This window comes from Streptococcus equinus (assembly GCF_900101445.1).
Classification (GTDB): Bacteria; Bacillota; Bacilli; order Lactobacillales; family Streptococcaceae; genus Streptococcus; species Streptococcus equinus_B.
In genome coordinates this window covers 1,122,847-1,141,794 of record NZ_FNKE01000001.1, presented here as the reverse complement: position 1 = coordinate 1,141,794, position 18,948 = coordinate 1,122,847, and the positions used below count along the sequence as shown (strand labels likewise).

The following is an 18,948-nucleotide window of genomic DNA, read 5'->3' as shown; positions in this document are numbered from 1 at the left end:
TATGCTATAATCTTCTTATGACTATTATAACTTCTAAATCAAATAATCTCATTAAAAAGACTAAAAAATTATTGAAAAAAAAATACCGTGAGCATTCTTACTTGATTGAAGGGTGGCACTTGTTTGAAGAAGCGCAAAAAGCTGATGCAGAATTCTTGAACATTTTTGTTCTTGAAGAGTTTTCAGACCGCGTTGAGGGCTTATCTCATGTAACTTACGTGACGTCTGAGGTTTTAAAAGAATTAACAGACTCTAAGACACCACAGGGCATTATTGCAGAAGTGGTGATGCCAAGCTTGCCGCTAGCTGACTTGAAAGCTGGTCGCTACTTGGTATTAGAAGATGTTCAAGACCCTGGGAATGTCGGAACCATGATTCGTACGGCTGATGCTGCTGGTTTGGATGGGGTATTGATTTCTGAGAAAACGGCAGATATTTACAATCAAAAAACTCTTCGTTCAATGCAAGGTAGTCATTTTCATTTGCCAGTTTGGCGTACCAATGTTTATGAAGCTTGCCAAAAATTGCAAAGTCTTGGTGTGCCGTTAGTTGCTACGACGCTTTCAAAAGATTCTGTTGACTACAAGACTGTTGAGCACAAGGGTGAGTTTGCTCTTGTCATGGGAAATGAAGGAAATGGCATTTCAGAGCAAATGACAAAACAAGCTGACATCTTGGCCCACATCATTATGCCTGGACAAGCAGAAAGTTTGAATGTTGCTGTGGCAACAGGGATTGTTCTCTTTAGTTTAATTTAATCTTAAACGGTTTCATACTTTGAATTTTCTAGTCATCGTTTCAGTCTATTTTAAGCTGATATGCTATAATTAGGGTGAAAGAAGGTGATTCTAATGGGTGCATATAAAAAAGATAAAGAGTTCATGGAACTTGTTGGTCATCTCATCAAACACCCCCGTTTTCAAAAGCTAGACAATATTCCGCAGCATCATTATTCAACCCGTATGGAACATTCGATTAATGTGGCTTATACGAGTTATAAGATTGCTAAAAAACTAGGTTGGGATGAAAAAGCCACTGCGCGTGGAGGTCTTTTGCATGATTTCTTTTATTATGACTGGCGAGAAACCAAGTTCAATAAAGGGCATGCTTGGGTGCATCCTAGAATTGCCGTTCGAAACGCTAGAAAATTAACGACTTTAAACAAACGTGAAGAGGACATTATTTTAAAACACATGTGGGGAGCAACGATTGCTCCGCCGCGTTATAAAGAAGGTTACATTGTGACGATGGTGGACAAGTATTGGGCTGTTAAAGAAGCCATTACACCGTTTCGCAATCGTTTTGGTAAGAAAAGACGCTACAGTCGTAAGATTTTACCAAGTAACCATCGTTAATGAATAGTATTTATTAGGGAGGGAGATTCTTTTGAATCAGAACGATATTATTTACACACAGACCGATAGTGGTTTGAATCGCTTTTTTGCTAAAATATATGGATTAGTTGGTATGGGAATTGGTTTGTCAGCCTTTGTCTCATTCTTGATGCTTTATGTCTTTACTGACAATATGATTAACATCATGACTAATCACCCATTTATTTATTATGGTGCAGTTTTCTTGGAGTTGGCTTTGGTTTTCTTAGCTAGCGGTGCTGCTCGTAAAAATACACCATCTGCTTTGCCTTTGTTCTTATTTTATTCAGCTTTGAATGGCTTTACGTTAAGTTTCATCATTGTTGCTTACACACAAACAACGGTTTTACAAGCTTTTGTCTCATCTGCTTTAGTCTTTGGTGTGATGTCAGTCCTTGGTTTTGTCATTAAAAAAGATTTGTCTGGTTTTGCAAAAGCAGCCTTGGCAGCTTTGATTGGTATCATCATTGCAAGCTTTGTCAATATCTTTATTGGTTCAGGAATGATGAGCTTTGTTATCAGTATCATTTCAGTATTGATTTTCTCTGGGCTTATCGCTTATGATAATCAAATGATTAAGCGTGTTTATGAAGCGACAGGTGGTCAAGTTGGTGATGGCTGGGCTATTTCAATGGCACTTAGTCTTTACCTTGACTTTATCAACTTGTTCTTAAATTTACTTCGCTTGTTCGGAAGCGATGATTAATGAATTAACTAGTGCAACTTTGCTTGCGCTAGTTTTTTTCGTTTTTCAGGCAAAGGTCATTGGTCATTTCTTGTCTTTATGTTATAATAGTCCTAATATTTTGAAAATTCGAGGAATTAATTATGAAAACACCATTTATTTCAGCCAAAGAGCTTCAAAACATTACGAATGAATTTCCAACGCCATTTCACCTTTACGATGAAAAAGGGATTCGTGAAAAGGCTCGCGCTTTGAACAAAGCCTTTGCTTGGAATAAAGGGTTTAAGGAATATTTTGCCGTAAAAGCGACCCCAACACCAGCTATCTTGAAAATTCTGCAAGAGGAAAATTGTGGGGTGGATTGTGCGACGGAAGTGGAACTTTTAATGAGCCACAAACTCGGCTTTACTGATATCATGTTCTCATCAAATGATACGCCAGCGCGTGAATTCAAGTATGCTAGAGAAATCGGTGCAACCATCAACCTTGATGCTTACGAACATATCGCCTTTTTAAAAGAGGTGGCAGGCTTACCAGATACGGTGTCACTTCGATACAATCCAGGTGGTGTTTTCTCGCTTGGAACAGATATTATGGATAATCCAGAAGAATCAAAATTTGGGATGACCAAAGATCAGCTGATTCAAGGTTTTAAAGATTTGAAAGCAGAAGGTGTTAAAAACTTTGGTATTCATTCATTTCTTGCTTCAAATACAGTGACCAATGATTATTATCCAGAGTTAGCCCGCCAGTTGTTTGAATTAGCTGTTGAGGTGAAGGAAAAAACTGGTGTTGTGATTAACTTTATCAATTTATCTGGAGGAGTTGGAGTTAATTACCGTCCAGAGCAAAAAGCTAATGACATTGCGGTGATTGGTGAAGGGGTCCACCGTGTCTTTGATGAGGTGTTGGTTCCTGCTGGGCTTGGTGATGTGAAAATCTTTACTGAACTTGGTCGCTTCATGCTGGCGCCACATGGTTTGCTTGTAACCAAAGTTCGCCACCGCAAACAAACGTATCGCACATACATTGGTGTTGACGCCTCAGCTGTTAACTTGATGCGCCCAGCCATGTATGATGCTTATCATCACATCACAAACATGACAAATCCCAATGGAAAACTTGAGGTGGTCGATGTAGTTGGTTCCCTTTGTGAAAACAACGATAAATTTGCTAAACAGCGTGAATTACCTGAAGCGCGCATCGGCGATACCTTGGTCATTCATGATACAGGAGCACACGGTTTTTCAATGGGTTATCAATACAACGGTCGCTTACGTTCAGCTGAGATTCTTTACCAAGAAGATGGCAGTGCACGTTTAATCCGCCGTGCCGAAATACCAGAAGATTATTTTGCAACCATTAAAGGATTTGATTTTGAATAAGTCATAAAAGCAGTTTGCTAAGGACTAAAGATTGCCTATAGTTAGCTGTTTTTTTATTAAGAAAAAGCTTTCAAGAATTTGTAAACTCTTTCCATTTTTGCTATAATGAATTATGTAAAAAACTTAGGAGAAAATATTCATGACAACATTTCTTTGGATTTTGTTAGTTTTGGTTGCTTTGTTTGGTGGCCTTGTTGGTGGCGTTTTTATCGCTCGTAAACAGTTTGAAAAGGAAATCGGTGAACACCCACGCTTGACGCCTGATGCGATCCGTGAAATGATGAGCCAAATGGGTCAAAAACCTAGTGAAGCTAAAATTCAACAAACGTACCGTAACATTATCAAACAATCAAAAGCAGCTGCAGCAAAAGCTAAAAAATAATCTTTACGCTTTGGTTTGAAAAATGCTAAAGGCGGATGACTTATTGTTTGATAGTTTTTGCCCTTACATACAAGTCAGTCTTTAACAAACGTTTTCGAGCACAGAGCTCAGAAATGAATGACTCAGTTGGCTCACCAACTGGGTTTTTTCTAAGTCTAATTCCCTTATTAGAAAGAAGATTCTATGGATAATAGACCAATTGGTTTTTTAGATTCTGGAGTTGGTGGTTTAACCGTTGTGCGTGAATTAATGCGTCAACTACCACATGAAGAAATTGTATATATTGGAGACTCAGCAAGAGCTCCTTACGGTCCTAGACCTGCTGAACAAATTAGAGAATACACTTGGGAATTGGTTAATTTCTTGTTAACTAAAAATGTTAAGATGATTGTCTTTGCTTGTAATACAGCGACAGCAGTTGCTTGGAAAGAAGTTAAAGAAAAACTTGATATTCCTGTTCTTGGTGTTATTTTACCAGGTTCTTGTGCCGCGATTAAATCGACGCGTAACGGTAAAATTGGGATTATCGGAACTCCGATGACCATTAATTCAGAAGTTTACCCTGAAAAGATAAAATCATTATCACCCAAAATGGAAGTTAGCGGTCTAGCTTGTCCCAAGTTTGCTCCAATTGTTGAGTCAAATGAAATGGGGTCAAGTGTTGCTAAAAAAGTCGTTTACGAAAGTTTAGCGCCGCTTGTTGGCAAAGTTGACACATTGGTTCTTGGATGTACACATTATCCACTACTTCGTCCAATCATTCAAAATGTGATGGGACCGAACGTTAAACTAATCGATAGTGGTGCTGAATGTATTCGAGATGTGTCGGTGTTATTAAATTACTTTGAAATTAATCATAGTCGCACTGAAAATGCTGTTGATCACCATTTCTACACAACGGCAAGTAGCCAGCGCTTTAAAGAAATTGCTGTGAACTGGCTAGGAACTGACATTGATGTGCAACATGTTGATTTGGAAAAGTTGAACAAATAGAAATGAGATGGTAATAAATGGCTGATAAAATTTATGAGTATAAAGATAAAGAAAATTGGTTTCTTGGCGAGTGGGGTGGCTTCAATGCTATTTCAGGTCTTGGAAATGTCTGCGGTGACGATCTTTATGAATTGAGCCAACAAGTCGCAAAACTTGTTGCAAGCAAATGCTGTGGCAAATGTCACGGACACGGTGAAGGCGGCTGCCATAAAGATGAATTCAACGGTTACAATGTCACTGTTGTGAAAAAATCATCTGATTTTCAATTGATTCGCTTTGTTGTTGGCATGATTAATGAAGAAACTAATCGTCATTTAGAAGTGCAACAACGTGCGGGTGCGGTTGTGGTTACTGAAGATGACCAATTGTTATTTGTGCATCTACCAGAAGATGGTGTTGCTGCGTCAGCCTTTTTTGGAAAATCATCTGAAAATGCTTTTGGTGATACAATCCTGATTGCCACACGCAATGAAGGTAAAACCAAAGAATTTCGTAAAATGTTTGATCAACTAGGCATCAAAGTCGAAAACCTAAATAACCACCCAGAATTGCCTGAAGTGGAAGAAACTGGAATGACCTTTGAAGAAAATGCACGCTTGAAAGCCGAAACAATTTCAAAATTAACTGGAAAAATGGTTCTGGCTGATGATTCTGGCTTGAAAGTTGATGTCCTTGGCGGTCTTCCTGGTGTGTGGTCAGCTCGTTTCTCTGGCCCAGACGCTACAGACGAATCAAATAACGCTAAATTGCTTCATGAATTGGCAATGGTATTTGATATGAAAGACCGTTCAGCGCAATTTCACACAACACTTGTGGTTGCTGCACCAGATAAAGAAAGTTTGGTTGTTGAAGCAGATTGGCCTGGCTACATTGCTATGGAAGCCAAAGGCGACAACGGCTTTGGTTATGACCCACTATTTTTAGTTGGTGAAACTGGACGTCATGCTGCTGAATTGACAGCAGATGAAAAAAATGAAATCTCACATCGCGGGTTGGCTGTTAAGAAATTAATGGAGGCATTCCCAGTATGGAAAGCAGAACAATAATTGTAATGAGTGATTCTCACGGTGATCGTGAGATTATTAGCAATATTAAACAACGTTATCAAGGAGAAGTTGATGCCATTTTCCATAATGGTGATTCTGAACTACCAAGTTCAGATCCTATTTGGGATGGTATTAAAGTGGTTCGTGGTAATTGTGATTACGACAATGGCTATCCTGAAAGATTAACGACTTATCTTGATGATATTGTCATAGCACAGACTCACGGACACCTTTATAACATTAATTTTACATGGGATAGATTGGATTTATTTGCTCAAGAAGAAGATGCAGATATCTGCCTTTACGGTCACTTGCACCGAGCAGCAGCTTGGCGTAATGGAAAAACTGTCTTTATCAATCCAGGTAGTGTTCTTCAACCTCGTGGTGATGTCAAAGAAAAGCTTTATGCGAAAGTGACTATCACTAAAGACAAGATTAAGGTTGATTTTTACACACGTGACCACAAACTCTATCCGGTACTTTCAAAGGAATTTGACAGATGATAGCAAAAGAATTTGAAGAATTTCTTCTTAGCCATTTGGATCATTACTTGATTCCGGCAGAAGATTTGGCGATTTTTATTGATACGCATAATTCAGACCACGCCATGTTGCTTTTAGCTAATAATGGTTATTCACGTGTTCCTGTTATCACCAAAGATAAAGAATACGTTGGAACTATCAGCATTGCTGACATTATGTCTTATCAAGCTAAAAATCAATTGACCGATTGGGAATTGGCTCAGACTGATATTGGTAAGATGGTTAATACCAAATTACAAACCATTAGCGACACTTCAAGCTTAACAGATATCATGCACTTATTGGTAGATTATCCTTTCTTGCCAGTCTTAGATAAAAATAACCACTTCCTAGGCATTATTACGCGTAAATCGATTCTAAAGGCTGTTAATAGTCTCTTACACGATTTCACTGATTATTATACGATTACCCCGAAAGATGATTGATTTTATCCAAGAATTTATTGACAGTAAGTCTCTCTCAGAGAATTCTAAAAATGCTTATTTTTATGATTTGCAGCAGTTTGTTGAGGCTGTTGATGGCAAGGTCAGCAAAGAAAAGCTGGCGCTTTATGAGCATTCATTGGCACCTTTAAAAACCTCAGCCAAAAAGCGTAAGATTTCAGCGGTAAATCAGTTTTTGTATTTTTTGTATGATACTGAGCGCTTAGATCGTTTTTATAAATTAAGCAATAAAGAAAAATTGGCTACTAAACCGGTTAGTAAGGAGTTGCTGGATTATTCGGCTTTTTATCAAGAAAGTCCTTACCAGGCTGGTCAATTAATTGCGCTTTTGATGATTGAATTGGGCTTGTCGTCTAGTGACCTCCAAGGGTTAAAAGTTGCTGATTTGGACAAGACTTTTGCTGTTTTGCGCGTGCAAAAAGCTGGCTTGGTCAGAGTGCTAGAAGTTCCTGCAAAATTGCTTGATTACATGACCGCCAATTTGTCTGAAGAACAGATTTATCTTTTTGATAATCAAGGTAAATCTTATTCAAGACAATGGTTCTTCAATCAATTAAAAGCATTTTTGGCTTCTTTAGGTTTGGAAGACTTATCAGCGCAGGACATGCGCCATCAATATGTTTTACATCAAAAAGCAGCAGGAAAATCTTTATTAGAAGTTAGTCGCAATTTAGGGCTTAAGAGTCCAGTGACTTTAGAGAAATTTTATAACTAATGGATATTAAATTAAAAGATTTTGAAGGGCCTCTGGATTTGCTTTTGCACTTGGTCTCTAAATATCAGATGGATATTTACGATGTTCCAATCGTGGAAGTTATCGAGCAGTATTTGGCTTATATCTCAACCTTGCAAGCCATGAAATTAGAAGTGGCTGGTGAATATATGGTTATGGCCAGTCAGCTCATGTTGATTAAAAGCCGTAAGCTACTTCCAAAAATTGTTGAAGCAGAGCCAGAAGAAGATGACCCTGAACAAGAATTGTTGACACAAATCGAAGAATATCGTCGTTTCAAGGCGATTAGTGAGGAAATGTCAGCTCAGCACGATGAACGTGCTAAATTTTACTCAAAACCAAAACAAGAATTAATTTTTGAAGATGCGGTTCTGGCTCACGACAAGACGATTATGGATCTTTTCTTGTCATTTTCACATGTTATGGCTGAAAAGCAAAGAGAATTGAAAAATAGTCATACGGTTGTTGAGCGTGATGATTATCGCATTGAGGACATGATGACAGTTATTTCAGAACGTCTCAGTCAGTCTAAAAAACTTGTTTTGAACAAGGTTTTCAAAGAATGTCAATCTATTCCAGAAATGATTACCCTATTTTTAGCGACTTTAGAATTGATTAAAGTCCATGAGGTGGAAGTAGAACAAGAGGAAAACTTTGGAGATATTGTTTTACGAAGTGTTAGTTGAGTGAAAAAACGATAACCCTTGGTAAACAAACTTAAGAAAGGAAGTTATATGAACTATTTAGCTCAGATTGAAGCCCTTCTTTTTGTAGCAGGTGAAGAAGGCTTGAGCTTACGTCATTTGGCTAGTATGGTTAATTTAACACCAACGGCGCTCCAACAACAACTGGAAAAATTAGCACAGAAATACGAAGCTGACGAGTCATCAAGTCTTTGTTTGATTGAGACAGCAGGTTGTTATAAAATCGTGACTAAAGAGATTTTTGCTGATTTACTTCGTGATTTTGCAAAAGCGCCAGTTAATCAAAGTTTATCACGTGCAAGTTTGGAAGTTTTATCCATTATTGCTTACAAACAACCGATAACACGTATTGAAGTTGATGATATTCGTGGTGTGAATTCTAGCAGTGCTATCAGCAAATTAATGGCTTTAGGTTTAATTTGCGAAGCTGGTAAAAAAGAAGTGATTGGGCGACCAAATCTTTATGCGACAACAGATTATTTCCTAGATTTTATGGGAATTAATGATCTAAGTGAGCTGATCGACGTGTCAAATATCGAAGTGGTTGATGAAGAAATGACACTTTTTGAAGAGCCAGAATTAGCCCAAGAAGAAACAGAACTCGCTAAAACTGACGAAATGATGTAAAATAGCTAAAAAGCAGTTAAAGGAAAGAATATGAGAATTAATAAATACATTGCCCATGCGGGAATTGCCAGCCGTCGTAAAGCTGAAGACTTGATTAAAAGAGGTTTGGTAACCATCAACGGTAAAGTTGTCACAGAACTAGCTACAACGGTTAAAGCTGGTGATGTTGTTGAAGTTGAAGGAACACCAATCTATAACGAAGAAAAAGTTTACTACCTTCTTAATAAACCTCGTGGTGTGATTTCAAGTGTATCAGATGACAAAGGCCGTAAAACGGTTGTTGACTTGCTACCAAATGTTACAGAACGTATCTACCCTGTTGGACGTTTGGACTGGGATACCACTGGACTTTTGATTTTGACAAATGATGGTGATTTCACAGATGAAATGATTCACCCGCGTAATGAAATTGATAAAGTCTACTTAGCTCGTGTTAAAGGACTTGCGACAAAAGAAAATCTTCGCCCATTGACACGTGGTGTTGTTATCGATGGTAAAAAGACAAAACCAGCTCGCTACAATATCATTAAGGTAGATCCTGAGAAAAATCGTTCAGTGGTTGAATTGACTATCCATGAAGGACGTAACCACCAAGTTAAGAAAATGTTCGAATCAGTTGGACTTTTGGTGGATAAATTGTCTCGTACGAACTTTGGTACTTTGGATTTATCAGGACTTCGCCCAGGTGAATCACGTCGTTTGAGCAAAAAAGAAATTAGCCAATTGCATAATTTGGCTGTTAACAAACAAAAATGATAAAAAAACTACTTATTGCGCTTGTTAAATGGTATCAAAAACGAATTTCCCCCATGACCCCTCCATCATGTCGCTATCGACCAAGCTGTTCGAATTACATGATTGAAGCGATTGAAAAGCATGGGTTAAAGGGGGTCATTATGGGAATGGCAAGGATTTTGCGTTGCCATCCCTTTGTAGAAGGTGGGGACGATCCAGTGCCAGACTATTTTACTTTGAAGCGCAATAAAGATTATCGCAAAAAGAAAGAGGAAAGCTGAGCTTTCCTCTTTTTGTGTGTTAATATTTAGACCATGTTTTTGGGATGAAGAGGAGTAGCATTGGGTAAATTTCCAAGCGTCCTGCAATCATGGCAAATGACATGAGTAATTTTGAAAATGGACTAAAGATGGCAAAAGTTTGGCTTGTGCCAAGCATTGGTCCGATGTTGTTAAAGGTTGATGTTGCTGCGCTGACAACAACCATAAAGTTATTATTATCAAGGGATAACATCAAAGTCAATCCTAGAAGTAAGAAAATATAAAGTGTCAAATACTTAAGAACACCATGCTGAATTTCCTTATCAAGAGGTTGTTCGTTGATGTGAATAGTCATGATACGGTTTGGATAAAGAGTTGAGAGCACTTGATTTCTTGCGATTTTCGTTAGAATCAGTGCACGCATGACCTTAATACCACCTGCAGTTGATCCAGCAGATCCTCCGACAAACATGAGAAAGAGCAGAATAACCTGAGCAAATAAAGGCCAAACGGTCAAATCAGTTACTCCAAATCCTGTTGTTGTCATGACGTTAGCCACTTCAAATAATGAATTTTCCAAAGCCTTACCAGCGCTTGGGTAAAGGCCACTGACATTCAACCAGATTAGAGCTGTCGCAATCACAACAATCCCAATATAAGTTCTTAACTCCTCATCTTTAAAGAATGCTTTAAACTTACGAAGCAATAAGAAGTAGTACAAGTTAAAGTTAATACCAAAAAGAAGTACGGCGATTGAGACAATATTTGTGATTAGTGAACTGTTGTAATGGGCAATTGAATCATTGTAAACCCCAAATCCACCAGTACCAGCACACCCCATTGCTGTGATGACACTGTCAAAGGCAGGCATGCCAGCTACCATCAAAATAACCATCAAAATGGCAAACATGCTGAGGTAAATGACATAAAGGATTTGCGCTGTTTCTTTCAGTTTAGAAACCACTTTACCAAAAACAGGCCCAGGCACCTCAGCACGCATGACTTCCAAGTGACTATTTTTACTATTTTCCATAATGGCTAGCGCAAACACCAGCACTCCCATACCACCGATAAGGTGGGCGAAACTTCGCCAGAAGAGGAGAGAGTGTGATAGCACCGCAACATCAGGTAAGATAGTGGCACCGGTTGTGGTAAATCCAGAAACCATTTCAAAGAAAGCGTCAATGATACTTGGAATTTGTCCTGAAAGTACAAAGGGCAGCGCTCCAAAGAATGACCATAGTATCCAACATAGAGCAACGATTAAGAGTCCCTCTTTGGTGTAGACATGGTAATTCTTTGGCTTGAAAGCAACTCCAAGAAGTCCAATGATGACAAGCATTCCAATTGTGATGACCAGACTGTTAATCACGCGCATGTCTTCATGATAAATGAAAGCCACAATCACAGGCACCAACATCAAAGAAGCTTCGATTAAGAGTAATTTTGAAAGGAGGTAACGAACCATACTTTTATTCATAACTTACCTCGCTAACAAATCGTAGATGCGCGTGATGTTTTTCAAGAAGGTTACAACGACAATCTTATCACCAACTTCAAAGACATCCTCACCAGTTGGGTAAATGGTTTTGCCTTTGCGGATAATCGCAGCGATAAGAATATTTTCCTTGAATTTTAGTGATGACAGACTCTTACCTGCCATTTTATTGTTTTCACGAATTTCAAATTGCAAGGTCTCGATACGACCGTTAGCAACATGGTGCATGGCATCAAGGTTTGAGTCTTGGGCGTTTACACGACCACGAATGAAGTGCATCATGCTATCAACCGCAATACTTTTTGGTGTGACAATACTTGAAAATTGACTAGTATCGATAATCTCAAGCAAGCTAGTACGGTTAACTTTGGTGATATTTTTTCGCACACCAAGTGTTTCAAGGAACATAGAAGTGATGATGTTTTCTTCATCCACCCCTGTTAGTGTTGCGACTGCATCAAAGTTTTCCACACATTCTTCCAAAAGCACACTTTTAGCCGTACCATCACCTTGGACGACATGGACATTTGGAAATTCTTGGCTGAACATTTGAGCTTGCTCAGGATTATTTTCAATGACCTTAAGATTCATCTTAGTGTTCTTAAGAATGTTGAGCAAGTAGTAAGCAATGCGTCCAGCACCGATAATCATCATGTTCTTGATAGATTTGGTTTTTACAGAATTGTGGAAAAGAATCATGTCAATACGATTTCCTGTAACGAAAATCTTATCAGCTGTTTGTAGCGTTGCATCACCGTCAGGTATGATTAATTTTCCACGACGCTCGATAGCACATATCACTAAGTTACCGAATTTTTTACGGAATTGACTTAGACTCATGTGGCAAAGCTTGCTGCCATCAGAAATCACAAATTCCATCAGCATAACACGACCATTGACAAAGTGTTCAACAGAAAGGGCGTTTGGAAAGTCAACGGTGTTAGCGATATAACGTGCTGTTAACAGCTCTGGGTTGACAACCAAAGAAAAGCCAAGGAAATTCTTATCTTTGAAATAAGCATTTGAGTATTCTGGATTACGAACACGGACAACCGTTTCTTTAGCGCCCATTTGTTTGGCAAGAACGGCTGAAATCATATTAACTTCGTCTTTATCAGTCAGAGCAATGAAGATATCACAGTTAGCAACATCAGCCTGCTCAAGAATTTTAAAGTTAGCCCCATTACCAACGATTCCCATAATATCGTGACGTTTGGTAATGTTTTTTAAAACAGCTTCTTTTTCTTCAATTAAGACGACATTGTGTTTTTCTTCAACAAGTGAGCGACAAAGTGCGGTACCGACCTTACCTCCGCCGACAACAATTATTTTCATTTTAACCTCCGAAATATATCGTATCTATATTACTCTATTTTTCCTAAAAATACTAGCCATTCCAACGGTTGACAAGGGATTAAGCTTGATTTATCAAAGCTAACAATGATTGTTAAAATTAGGTTACAAATCATCAAAACGCTTGCGAAATGTCAGTGAGAGAACTATAATGAGTCGTTATCTAATTTTAGGGAGAAATTTCAATGCTTGAAAAGTTACGAAATGTTTTTATTGGTAATCCCCTGGAATCAGCTGGCGAGACTGACGAGGATCATCTGCTATCCAAATCACAAGCCTTGGCGATGCTGTCCAGCGATGCCCTTTCATCAATTGCTTATGGTCCAGAACAAGTTATCTTAGTTTTGACAACTATTTCTGCGGCGGCAATTTGGTGGTCTTTACCAATTGGACTTTTGGTTTTGGTATTGTTAGCAAGCCTAACGATTTCTTATCAACAAGTTATCCATGCTTACCCTAAAGGTGGCGGTGCCTACATGGTATCTACGGAAAATTTATCACCAAGTATGGGATTAATTGCAGGTGGTAGCTTGTTGGTTGACTATATGTTGACAGTAGCTGTTTCGGTTTCATCTGGTGCCGATGCTATTACATCAGCTTTTCCAGCCATTAAGGAATTTAATTTAGAAATTTCGATTGTTCTGGTTTTGGCTTTGATGTTTATGAATTTGCGTGGTTTGCGCGAATCGGCAAAATCTTTGATGATTCCAGTTTATTTGTTCATTGTAAGTATTTTATTCTTGATTGCTTATGGTGCCTTTCAAATTCTGACGGGGCAGTTGGCTTATACGGCAACAGCTCACATTGGTAAAGTGGTTCCAGGAGTGTCTATCATTCTTTTGCTGAGAGCCTTTACCAGCGGTTCAGCTTCGCTTACTGGTGTTGAAGCTATTTCAAATGCGGTGCCATTTTTCAAGAAACCAAAAGAAAAAAATGCAGCTGGTACCCTTGCCATCATGTCACTAATTCTTGGGATTATGTTTGCAGGGATTACATTCCTAAACTACTGGTTAGGAATTACGCCATCAGCTCATGTAACGATTTTGGCTCAAATTGCGCAACGTATCTTTGGTGATTCCACAATCGGAAATGCTTTGTTCTACATTTTCCAATTGTCAACAGCCTTAATCTTGGCGGTTGCTGCAAATACAGGCTTCTCTGCCTTTCCAATGTTATCTTTCAACATGGCTAAGAACAAATACATGCCTCACCTCTTTATGGAAAAAGGGGCACGTCTTGGCTATTCAAATGGTATCATTACCCTAGCAGTTGGAGCAATTGCTCTTCTTTGTATCTTTAACGGTTCAACTGAGCGTCTTATTCCGCTTTATACCATTGGGGTATTTATTCCATTTGCCCTTTCACAAACAGGGATGGTCATTCACTGGAAACACAAATTTGGCCAAGGCTATTTGAAACATTCTGTGGCTAATATCTTAGGAGCTATTATTTGTTACCTCATCATTTTGATTTTATTGATTTTTAGAATTGGTGAAATCTGGCCATTCTTCCCAATCATCTTTGTCTTGATGTTCTTGTTCCATTCTATTAAGAATCACTACAAGAATGTTGCCATGCAACTTCGTTTGACAGATGATGTTAAGAATATCCATTATGATGGTAATACGGTTTTGATTTTGGTCGGCAATATGACACAAGCAAGTATTCGTGCTATCAACTATGCTAAAAGTATTGGACAAACGGTTGTTGCCATGCACGTATCAACTTTGGAAACACGTGAAAAAGACTTAGAAGTTGAAGAAGAATTCAAACACTATTTCCCAGATGTTACCTTTGTCAATATTGAATCAAACTACCGTGATATTGTGAAACCAACGATGATGTTTGTTCAAAAAATGAATCATGAAGCTAAGAAAAATAATCACACCATGACAGTTATTATTCCAAAATTCATTCCAAAACACAGTTGGCAAAATATGCTTCACAACCAAATGAGTCTACGTATCCGTGCGCGTTTGCGTTGGTATGAAGACATCATCATTGCAACTTATTCATATCATTTGAAGAAATAATAAATCTTTAAGAAGCCTTTCATATCAAGGCTTCTTTTAATTTTTTAAAAGAAAAGGCTTACATCGAAAAAACATTGAAAAAAGCTGTAAAAACGTGACATTTTCGCGTTAAATACGTTGACTTTGCATGTTAAAGTGTTATAATAATTTACAAGAATTCGTTAGTTTAAATCAAACCTGTTATGATTTAAGTTAATGAATCGCCGCCAACCACGCTGTTTGCTGAGCTTGACTCCGGGCAGTGTGGTTTATTTTTATGTCAAAAAACTGAGAGGAATCGTTATGAATATCGAAGAACTTGATTATCAAGAAGAAGCTACTAAAGCCGTCAATCATGTCGTTCTTTTTCAACCACAAATTCCACAAAATACAGGAAATATTGCCAGAACTTGTGCTGCGACTAACACCCCATTACACATTATCCGTCCAATGGGATTCCCAATTGATGACCGTAAGATGAAACGTGCTGGCCTTGATTACTGGGATAAACTTGATGTGACTTTTTATGATAGCTTAGATGAATTTATGGAAAAATGTGATGGACAAGTTCATTTGATTAGCAAATTCGCTGAAAAAGTTTATTCTGACGAAAACTACAATGATGGCAAACATCATTATTTCCTTTTCGGTCGTGAAGATAAAGGACTTCCTGAAGACTTCATGCGAGCAAATCCAGAAAAAGCTCTTCGTATTCCGATGAACGATGAACACGTGCGCAGCTTGAATTTGTCAAATACCGTCTGCATGATTGTTTATGAAGCTCTACGCCAACAATCATTTCCAAATTTGGAACTCAGCCACACTTACGAGCATGATAAACTAAAATAAAAGAAAAGCAGTCCTTTAGGACTGCTTTTGACGTATAAAAGTCCAAAAAGTGAGGAAAATCAGCATAAAATCAAGCTTTTTCAGCCAAAAACATTGCAGAGCTTGATTTTTTTTGATATTCTAAGGGTGTCTTCAGGGCAGGGTGCAATTCCCGACCGGCGGTGTTGCCTCTCGTTGTTTGCTAAGAGAACGAGAGCAATATAAAAGTCCGCGAGCTGCTTGGCAGTTGATCTGGTGAGATTCCAGAACCGACAGTAAAGTCTGGATGGGAGAAGACCAAGAGTTTGCTTAGGCTTTTTGGCTACAGCGATATACTCGAACGCCTTCTTTCAATTTGAGAAAATTGGAGGAACTTTTTTATGCCTGAAACTATGACTAATACGCGAAAATTGGCTCATATTGCCATTTTATCGACGCTTTCGTTTTTGTTGATGTATTTGCAATTTCCCTTGATTCCATCAGCTAGCTTCTTGCAATTTGATTTTTCAATTCTGCCTGTTTTGATTGGTCTTGTGATGATTGATTTGCAAAGCGCGCTTGGGATTTTGATTTTGCGAACACTTCTAAAACTCATGCTAAACAATGGCGGTATTACTACCTTGATTGGTATGCCGATGAATGTGGTTGCTTTAGGAGTTTTCTTGCTAGCGATGGCTTTCATCTGGAATCGAAAACCAAGTTTGAAAACTTTTGTTTTGGCTTCAGTTGTGGGAACGATTGGTTTGACCGTGGCTATGTTGGTGTTAAACTATATCTACGCGGTGCCACTTTATGCCCAATTTGCAAACTTTGATATTTCAGCTATTCTAGGTTTAGGAAATTACCTTTTTGCAATGGTTGTTCCATTTAACTTGATTGAAGGAGTGATTTTCTCTATTTCCTTCTTTATCCTATGGACATGCCTAAAACCGATTTTAACCAAATAAATACATGATAAGTCTGGGACAGAGTCCTAGGCTTTTTAGTTAATCTGCTAATGAACTTAACCTTTGTTTAAACTGCCACAGTTTTGCCACAGAATTTAGAGGCTTTGGCTAGGCTTAAAAAATGAACTGCGTTATAATAATACTGTTGCACTAAATTCTCGTGAAAGGTATAAACATGAAACACAAACAAACCTATTTTACACTTGGCTCAACGTTTCTCGTGATATTTATGATGTTAGGCTACGTTGTAAAATTTTATCCTGAAGCTGTCTCAGGACTTGATTCAAGTATTCAATTAAGCGTTCGAGGAGACTTACCATCTCATCTGACTTCTTTCTTTAAAGTCATCACAAATTTTGGTCATGAAGCTTTAGTCTTTGTCTATACATTTGCAATTGCAGCTTTTTTCTATTTCCGAAAAAATTGGAAAACGGAAGGCCTTCTCTTAGCTGGCAATTTGGTTTTAATGGGGGCTTTTTCAACAGTCTTTAAGTACCTTTATAATCGTCCAAGACCAAGTTTGGAATTCTTGGTTAAACGTCCAATGGGGCCATCGTTCCCAAGTTGGCATGCGGCATCAAGTATGATTGTGGCTATCAGCTTGATGATTATTATCGAGCAACATTTGACCAAAACAGCAGCTAAGCGATTTTTGCAAGCTTTGGTGTTAGTACTTGCGCTTTTAACAGCTGTCTCTCGTATCTACCTAGGTGTGCATTACCCAACAGATATCTTAGGTGGCTGGTTGTTAGCTCTTGCTATCTCTCTAGCTGTATACCCAATTTATGACAAGAAGCGTTTTGAATGGCGTTTCCAAGGAAAACAGGATTAAGAATTAAAGAGGCGACCGATAGGTCGTCTTTTTAAGGTGACTTGAGTTTGTCTCGTGCTTAGAAAGTGTTATAATAAAAGCTATGAAAAAACGTTACAATACTCTAAATGATTATTATCGCGAGATTTTTGGAGAAAAGATTTTTAAAGTTCCTATTGATGCGGGCTTTGATTGTCCTAACCGTGATGGAACGGTAGCGCATGGTGGCTGTACTTTCTGTACGGTATCAGGTTCTGGTGATGCTATCGTAGCTCCAGATGCTCCAATTCGTGACCAATTTTATAAAGAAATAGATTTCATGCACCGCAAATGGCCAGAAGTTAAGAAATACTTGGTTTATTTCCAAAACTTTACCAATACTCATGACACGGTTGATGTGATTCGTGAACGCTATGAACAAGCGATTAACGAACCTGGTGTTGTTGGAATTAATATCGGAACACGTCCTGACTGCTTGCCTGATGAAACCATTGCCTACATTGCTGAGTTGTCTGAACGCATGCACGTAACTGTTGAGCTTGGTTTGCAGACCACTTATGATGAAACGTCTAAAATCATTAACCGTGCTCACACTTATGACCTTTACGTTAAAACGGTGAAACGTCTGCGTGAATTAGCTCCTAAGGTTGAAATTGTTTCTCACTTGATTAATGGTCTTCCAGGGGAAACCCATGAGATGATGGTTGAGAATGTTCGACGTTGTGTGACTGATAATGAAATTGACGGAATCAAACTTCATTTGCTTCATTTGATGACAAGTACGAAAATGCAACGTGATTACCATGAAGGGCGTTTGAAATTGCTCAGTATGGACGAGTACGTTAACATCATTTGTGACCAATTGGAAATTATTCCGAAAAATATTGTTATTCACCGTATTACAGGTGATGCTCCGCGTGATATGTTGATTGGTCCAATGTGGAGTCTTAAAAAATGGGAAGTCTTGAATGCTATTGATAAAGAAATGGAACGCCGTGGCTCTTATCAAGGCTGTAAGGTAGAAGAGGAGTCTAAATCATGATAAAACGACCTTTGCATTTGTCGCATGATTTTTTGGTAGAAGTGCTAGATGCTAGTGCAGTAGCTGTTGATGCGACAATGGGAAATGGTAATGACACAGCTTTTTTAGCCCAGCATGCTAAAAAGGTTTATGCTTTTGATGTGCAAGAACAAGCTTTAAAAAGCACCAAAGAACGCTTAGAAAAACAAGCTATTTCAAATGCACAGTTGATTCTTGATGGGCATCAAAATCTTGACAAGTACGTTAGTGAGCCTATCCGCGCAGCGATTTTCAATCTGGGCTATTTGCCAAGTGCTGATAAAACAGTGATTACCAAACCAGATACGACGCTTGTAGCGATTGAAAAAATCTTAGAACGTCTTGAAATCGGTGGGCGTTTAGCCATCATGATTTATTATGGTCATGAAGGTGGAGACATGGAAAAAGACGCAGTGCTAGAGTTTATTTCAGCGCTCGACCAAAAAGAGTTTGCAACTATGCTTTATAAACCTCTTAACCAAATTCACCAACCACCATTTTTGGTAATGGTTGAAAAATTACGTTAATAAT

22 protein-coding genes and 1 riboswitch are annotated in these 18,948 nt (G+C 38.4%); of the genes, 20 read left to right on the top strand and 2 right to left on the bottom strand.

All coding sequences use genetic code 11. The features are described 5' to 3' along the window. Nucleotides 1-17: 17 nt before the first annotated feature. From BLR83_RS05720 to yidD, 14 genes are all read left to right on the top strand, one after another. Entirely contained in the window at nt 18-758 is a 741-nt protein-coding gene (locus BLR83_RS05720) for a TrmH family RNA methyltransferase (protein WP_074560805.1), read from the top strand. 93 nt (nt 759-851) lie between these two features. Beyond that, the gene (locus tag BLR83_RS05715; RefSeq protein WP_039696389.1) at nt 852-1,355 is read left to right on the top strand and encodes an HDIG domain-containing metalloprotein; all 504 of its coding nucleotides are present in this window, start codon (nt 852-854) and stop codon (nt 1,353-1,355) included. A 31-nt stretch (nt 1,356-1,386) separates the two neighbouring features. Continuing rightward, the gene (locus BLR83_RS05710; RefSeq protein ID WP_006532901.1) at nt 1,387-2,079 is read left to right on the top strand and encodes a Bax inhibitor-1/YccA family protein; all 693 of its coding nucleotides are present in this window, start codon (nt 1,387-1,389) and stop codon (nt 2,077-2,079) included. A 122-nt stretch (nt 2,080-2,201) separates the two neighbouring features. Continuing rightward, a complete protein-coding gene (locus BLR83_RS05705; protein WP_074560804.1) occupies nt 2,202-3,443 on the top strand; it encodes a diaminopimelate decarboxylase in 1,242 nt (413 codons plus the stop codon). Between the two features lie 139 nt (nt 3,444-3,582). Further along, nucleotides 3,583-3,825: a YneF family protein gene (locus BLR83_RS05700; RefSeq protein ID WP_006532899.1), complete on the top strand. Its 243-nt coding sequence runs from the start codon at nt 3,583-3,585 to the stop codon at nt 3,823-3,825. Between the two features lie 183 nt (nt 3,826-4,008). Further along, nucleotides 4,009-4,818: a glutamate racemase gene (gene racE / locus BLR83_RS05695; protein ID WP_074560803.1), complete on the top strand. Its 810-nt coding sequence runs from the start codon at nt 4,009-4,011 to the stop codon at nt 4,816-4,818. A 17-nt stretch (nt 4,819-4,835) separates the two neighbouring features. After that, the gene (locus BLR83_RS05690) at nt 4,836-5,864 is read left to right on the top strand and encodes a nucleoside-triphosphate diphosphatase (RefSeq protein WP_006532897.1); all 1,029 of its coding nucleotides are present in this window, start codon (nt 4,836-4,838) and stop codon (nt 5,862-5,864) included. Further along, nucleotides 5,846-6,367 carry a metallophosphoesterase gene (locus BLR83_RS05685; RefSeq protein WP_074560802.1) on the top strand — a complete coding sequence of 174 codons (522 nt, stop codon included), beginning with the start codon at nt 5,846-5,848 and terminating at the stop codon, nt 6,365-6,367. Before BLR83_RS05690 ends, BLR83_RS05685 begins: the two co-directional genes overlap by 19 nt. Next, nucleotides 6,364-6,831 (top strand): cyclic-di-AMP-binding protein CbpB, encoded by a 468-nt coding sequence (gene cbpB / locus BLR83_RS05680; protein WP_006532895.1) that lies wholly within the window; start codon nt 6,364-6,366, stop codon nt 6,829-6,831. Before BLR83_RS05685 ends, cbpB begins: the two co-directional genes overlap by 4 nt. Further along, a complete protein-coding gene (gene xerD, locus BLR83_RS05675; RefSeq protein ID WP_074560801.1) occupies nt 6,824-7,564 on the top strand; it encodes a site-specific tyrosine recombinase XerD in 741 nt (246 codons plus the stop codon). Before cbpB ends, xerD begins: the two co-directional genes overlap by 8 nt. Then, nucleotides 7,564-8,268, top strand: coding sequence for a segregation/condensation protein A (locus tag BLR83_RS05670; RefSeq protein WP_039696395.1), 705 nt, complete (start codon nt 7,564-7,566; stop codon nt 8,266-8,268). Before xerD ends, BLR83_RS05670 begins: the two co-directional genes overlap by 1 nt. A gap of 48 nt (nt 8,269-8,316) precedes the next feature. After that, on the top strand, nt 8,317-8,913 hold the full coding sequence (gene scpB / locus BLR83_RS05665; RefSeq protein WP_074560800.1) for an SMC-Scp complex subunit ScpB: 597 nt from the start codon (nt 8,317-8,319) through the stop codon (nt 8,911-8,913). Between the two features lie 30 nt (nt 8,914-8,943). Then, nucleotides 8,944-9,669 carry a pseudouridine synthase gene (locus BLR83_RS05660; RefSeq protein ID WP_003066095.1) on the top strand — a complete coding sequence of 242 codons (726 nt, stop codon included), beginning with the start codon at nt 8,944-8,946 and terminating at the stop codon, nt 9,667-9,669. Next, nucleotides 9,666-9,929: a membrane protein insertion efficiency factor YidD gene (gene yidD, locus BLR83_RS05655; RefSeq protein ID WP_074560799.1), complete on the top strand. Its 264-nt coding sequence runs from the start codon at nt 9,666-9,668 to the stop codon at nt 9,927-9,929. The genes BLR83_RS05660 and yidD overlap by 4 nt, the downstream gene beginning before the upstream one ends. A 19-nt stretch (nt 9,930-9,948) precedes the next feature. Here the strand turns inward: yidD and BLR83_RS05650 are convergent, their stop codons facing one another. After that, nucleotides 9,949-11,388, bottom strand: coding sequence for a TrkH family potassium uptake protein (locus BLR83_RS05650; protein WP_074560798.1), 1,440 nt, complete (start codon nt 11,386-11,388; stop codon nt 9,949-9,951). Nucleotides 11,389-11,391: 3 nt separating this feature from the next. After that, nucleotides 11,392-12,741, bottom strand: a complete 1,350-nt coding sequence (gene trkA / locus BLR83_RS05645) for a Trk system potassium transporter TrkA (protein ID WP_074560797.1) — start codon at nt 12,739-12,741, stop codon at nt 11,392-11,394. 203 nt (nt 12,742-12,944) lie between these two features. Here trkA and BLR83_RS05640 point away from each other — a divergent pair, with 203 nt between their 5' ends. The 6 genes from BLR83_RS05640 (at nt 12,945) to BLR83_RS05615 (ending at nt 18,944) form a co-directional block, all read left to right on the top strand. After that, nucleotides 12,945-14,792 carry an APC family permease gene (locus BLR83_RS05640; protein WP_074560796.1) on the top strand — a complete coding sequence of 616 codons (1,848 nt, stop codon included), beginning with the start codon at nt 12,945-12,947 and terminating at the stop codon, nt 14,790-14,792. Nucleotides 14,793-15,074: 282 nt separating this feature from the next. Continuing rightward, nucleotides 15,075-15,620: a tRNA (cytidine(34)-2'-O)-methyltransferase gene (locus BLR83_RS05635; protein WP_074560795.1), complete on the top strand. Its 546-nt coding sequence runs from the start codon at nt 15,075-15,077 to the stop codon at nt 15,618-15,620. A 124-nt stretch (nt 15,621-15,744) separates the two neighbouring features. Next, nucleotides 15,745-15,901: riboswitch (FMN riboswitch) on the top strand. A gap of 78 nt (nt 15,902-15,979) precedes the next feature. Further along, on the top strand, nt 15,980-16,546 hold the full coding sequence (locus BLR83_RS05630; protein WP_074560794.1) for an ECF transporter S component: 567 nt from the start codon (nt 15,980-15,982) through the stop codon (nt 16,544-16,546). 175 nt (nt 16,547-16,721) lie between these two features. Then, nucleotides 16,722-17,378, top strand: coding sequence for a phosphatase PAP2 family protein (locus tag BLR83_RS05625; RefSeq protein WP_074560793.1), 657 nt, complete (start codon nt 16,722-16,724; stop codon nt 17,376-17,378). A gap of 82 nt (nt 17,379-17,460) precedes the next feature. Continuing rightward, a complete protein-coding gene (locus tag BLR83_RS05620; RefSeq protein ID WP_074560792.1) occupies nt 17,461-18,399 on the top strand; it encodes a tRNA modification radical SAM protein MnmL/YtqA in 939 nt (312 codons plus the stop codon). Beyond that, entirely contained in the window at nt 18,396-18,944 is a 549-nt protein-coding gene (locus BLR83_RS05615; RefSeq protein ID WP_074560791.1) for a tRNA 5-(aminomethyl)-2-thiouridylate-methyltransferase MnmM, read from the top strand. Before BLR83_RS05620 ends, BLR83_RS05615 begins: the two co-directional genes overlap by 4 nt. Nucleotides 18,945-18,948 lie beyond the last annotated feature (4 nt).

What these genes read in the sequence shown, in the direction of transcription:
- xerD (WP_074560801.1), top strand. Translation starts at nt 6,824, where the DNA reads ATGATTGATTTTATCCAAGAATTTATTGACAGTAAGTCTCTCTCAGAG.
- BLR83_RS05640 (WP_074560796.1), top strand. Translation starts at nt 12,945, where the DNA reads ATGCTTGAAAAGTTACGAAATGTTTTTATTGGTAATCCCCTGGAATCA.
- trkA (WP_074560797.1), bottom strand. Translation starts at nt 12,741, where the DNA reads ATGAAAATAATTGTTGTCGGCGGAGGTAAGGTCGGTACCGCACTTTGT.
- BLR83_RS05650 (WP_074560798.1), bottom strand. Translation starts at nt 11,388, where the DNA reads ATGAATAAAAGTATGGTTCGTTACCTCCTTTCAAAATTACTCTTAATC.
- BLR83_RS05625 (WP_074560793.1), top strand. Translation starts at nt 16,722, where the DNA reads ATGAAACACAAACAAACCTATTTTACACTTGGCTCAACGTTTCTCGTG.
- racE (WP_074560803.1), top strand. Translation starts at nt 4,009, where the DNA reads ATGGATAATAGACCAATTGGTTTTTTAGATTCTGGAGTTGGTGGTTTA.
- BLR83_RS05690 (WP_006532897.1), top strand. Translation starts at nt 4,836, where the DNA reads ATGGCTGATAAAATTTATGAGTATAAAGATAAAGAAAATTGGTTTCTT.
- BLR83_RS05720 (WP_074560805.1), top strand. Translation starts at nt 18, where the DNA reads ATGACTATTATAACTTCTAAATCAAATAATCTCATTAAAAAGACTAAA.
- BLR83_RS05615 (WP_074560791.1), top strand. Translation starts at nt 18,396, where the DNA reads ATGATAAAACGACCTTTGCATTTGTCGCATGATTTTTTGGTAGAAGTG.
- BLR83_RS05700 (WP_006532899.1), top strand. Translation starts at nt 3,583, where the DNA reads ATGACAACATTTCTTTGGATTTTGTTAGTTTTGGTTGCTTTGTTTGGT.
- BLR83_RS05705 (WP_074560804.1), top strand. Translation starts at nt 2,202, where the DNA reads ATGAAAACACCATTTATTTCAGCCAAAGAGCTTCAAAACATTACGAAT.
- BLR83_RS05630 (WP_074560794.1), top strand. Translation starts at nt 15,980, where the DNA reads ATGCCTGAAACTATGACTAATACGCGAAAATTGGCTCATATTGCCATT.
- cbpB (WP_006532895.1), top strand. Translation starts at nt 6,364, where the DNA reads ATGATAGCAAAAGAATTTGAAGAATTTCTTCTTAGCCATTTGGATCAT.
- scpB (WP_074560800.1), top strand. Translation starts at nt 8,317, where the DNA reads ATGAACTATTTAGCTCAGATTGAAGCCCTTCTTTTTGTAGCAGGTGAA.
- yidD (WP_074560799.1), top strand. Translation starts at nt 9,666, where the DNA reads ATGATAAAAAAACTACTTATTGCGCTTGTTAAATGGTATCAAAAACGA.
- BLR83_RS05660 (WP_003066095.1), top strand. Translation starts at nt 8,944, where the DNA reads ATGAGAATTAATAAATACATTGCCCATGCGGGAATTGCCAGCCGTCGT.
- BLR83_RS05670 (WP_039696395.1), top strand. Translation starts at nt 7,564, where the DNA reads ATGGATATTAAATTAAAAGATTTTGAAGGGCCTCTGGATTTGCTTTTG.
- BLR83_RS05635 (WP_074560795.1), top strand. Translation starts at nt 15,075, where the DNA reads ATGAATATCGAAGAACTTGATTATCAAGAAGAAGCTACTAAAGCCGTC.
- BLR83_RS05715 (WP_039696389.1), top strand. Translation starts at nt 852, where the DNA reads ATGGGTGCATATAAAAAAGATAAAGAGTTCATGGAACTTGTTGGTCAT.
- BLR83_RS05685 (WP_074560802.1), top strand. Translation starts at nt 5,846, where the DNA reads ATGGAAAGCAGAACAATAATTGTAATGAGTGATTCTCACGGTGATCGT.
- BLR83_RS05620 (WP_074560792.1), top strand. Translation starts at nt 17,461, where the DNA reads ATGAAAAAACGTTACAATACTCTAAATGATTATTATCGCGAGATTTTT.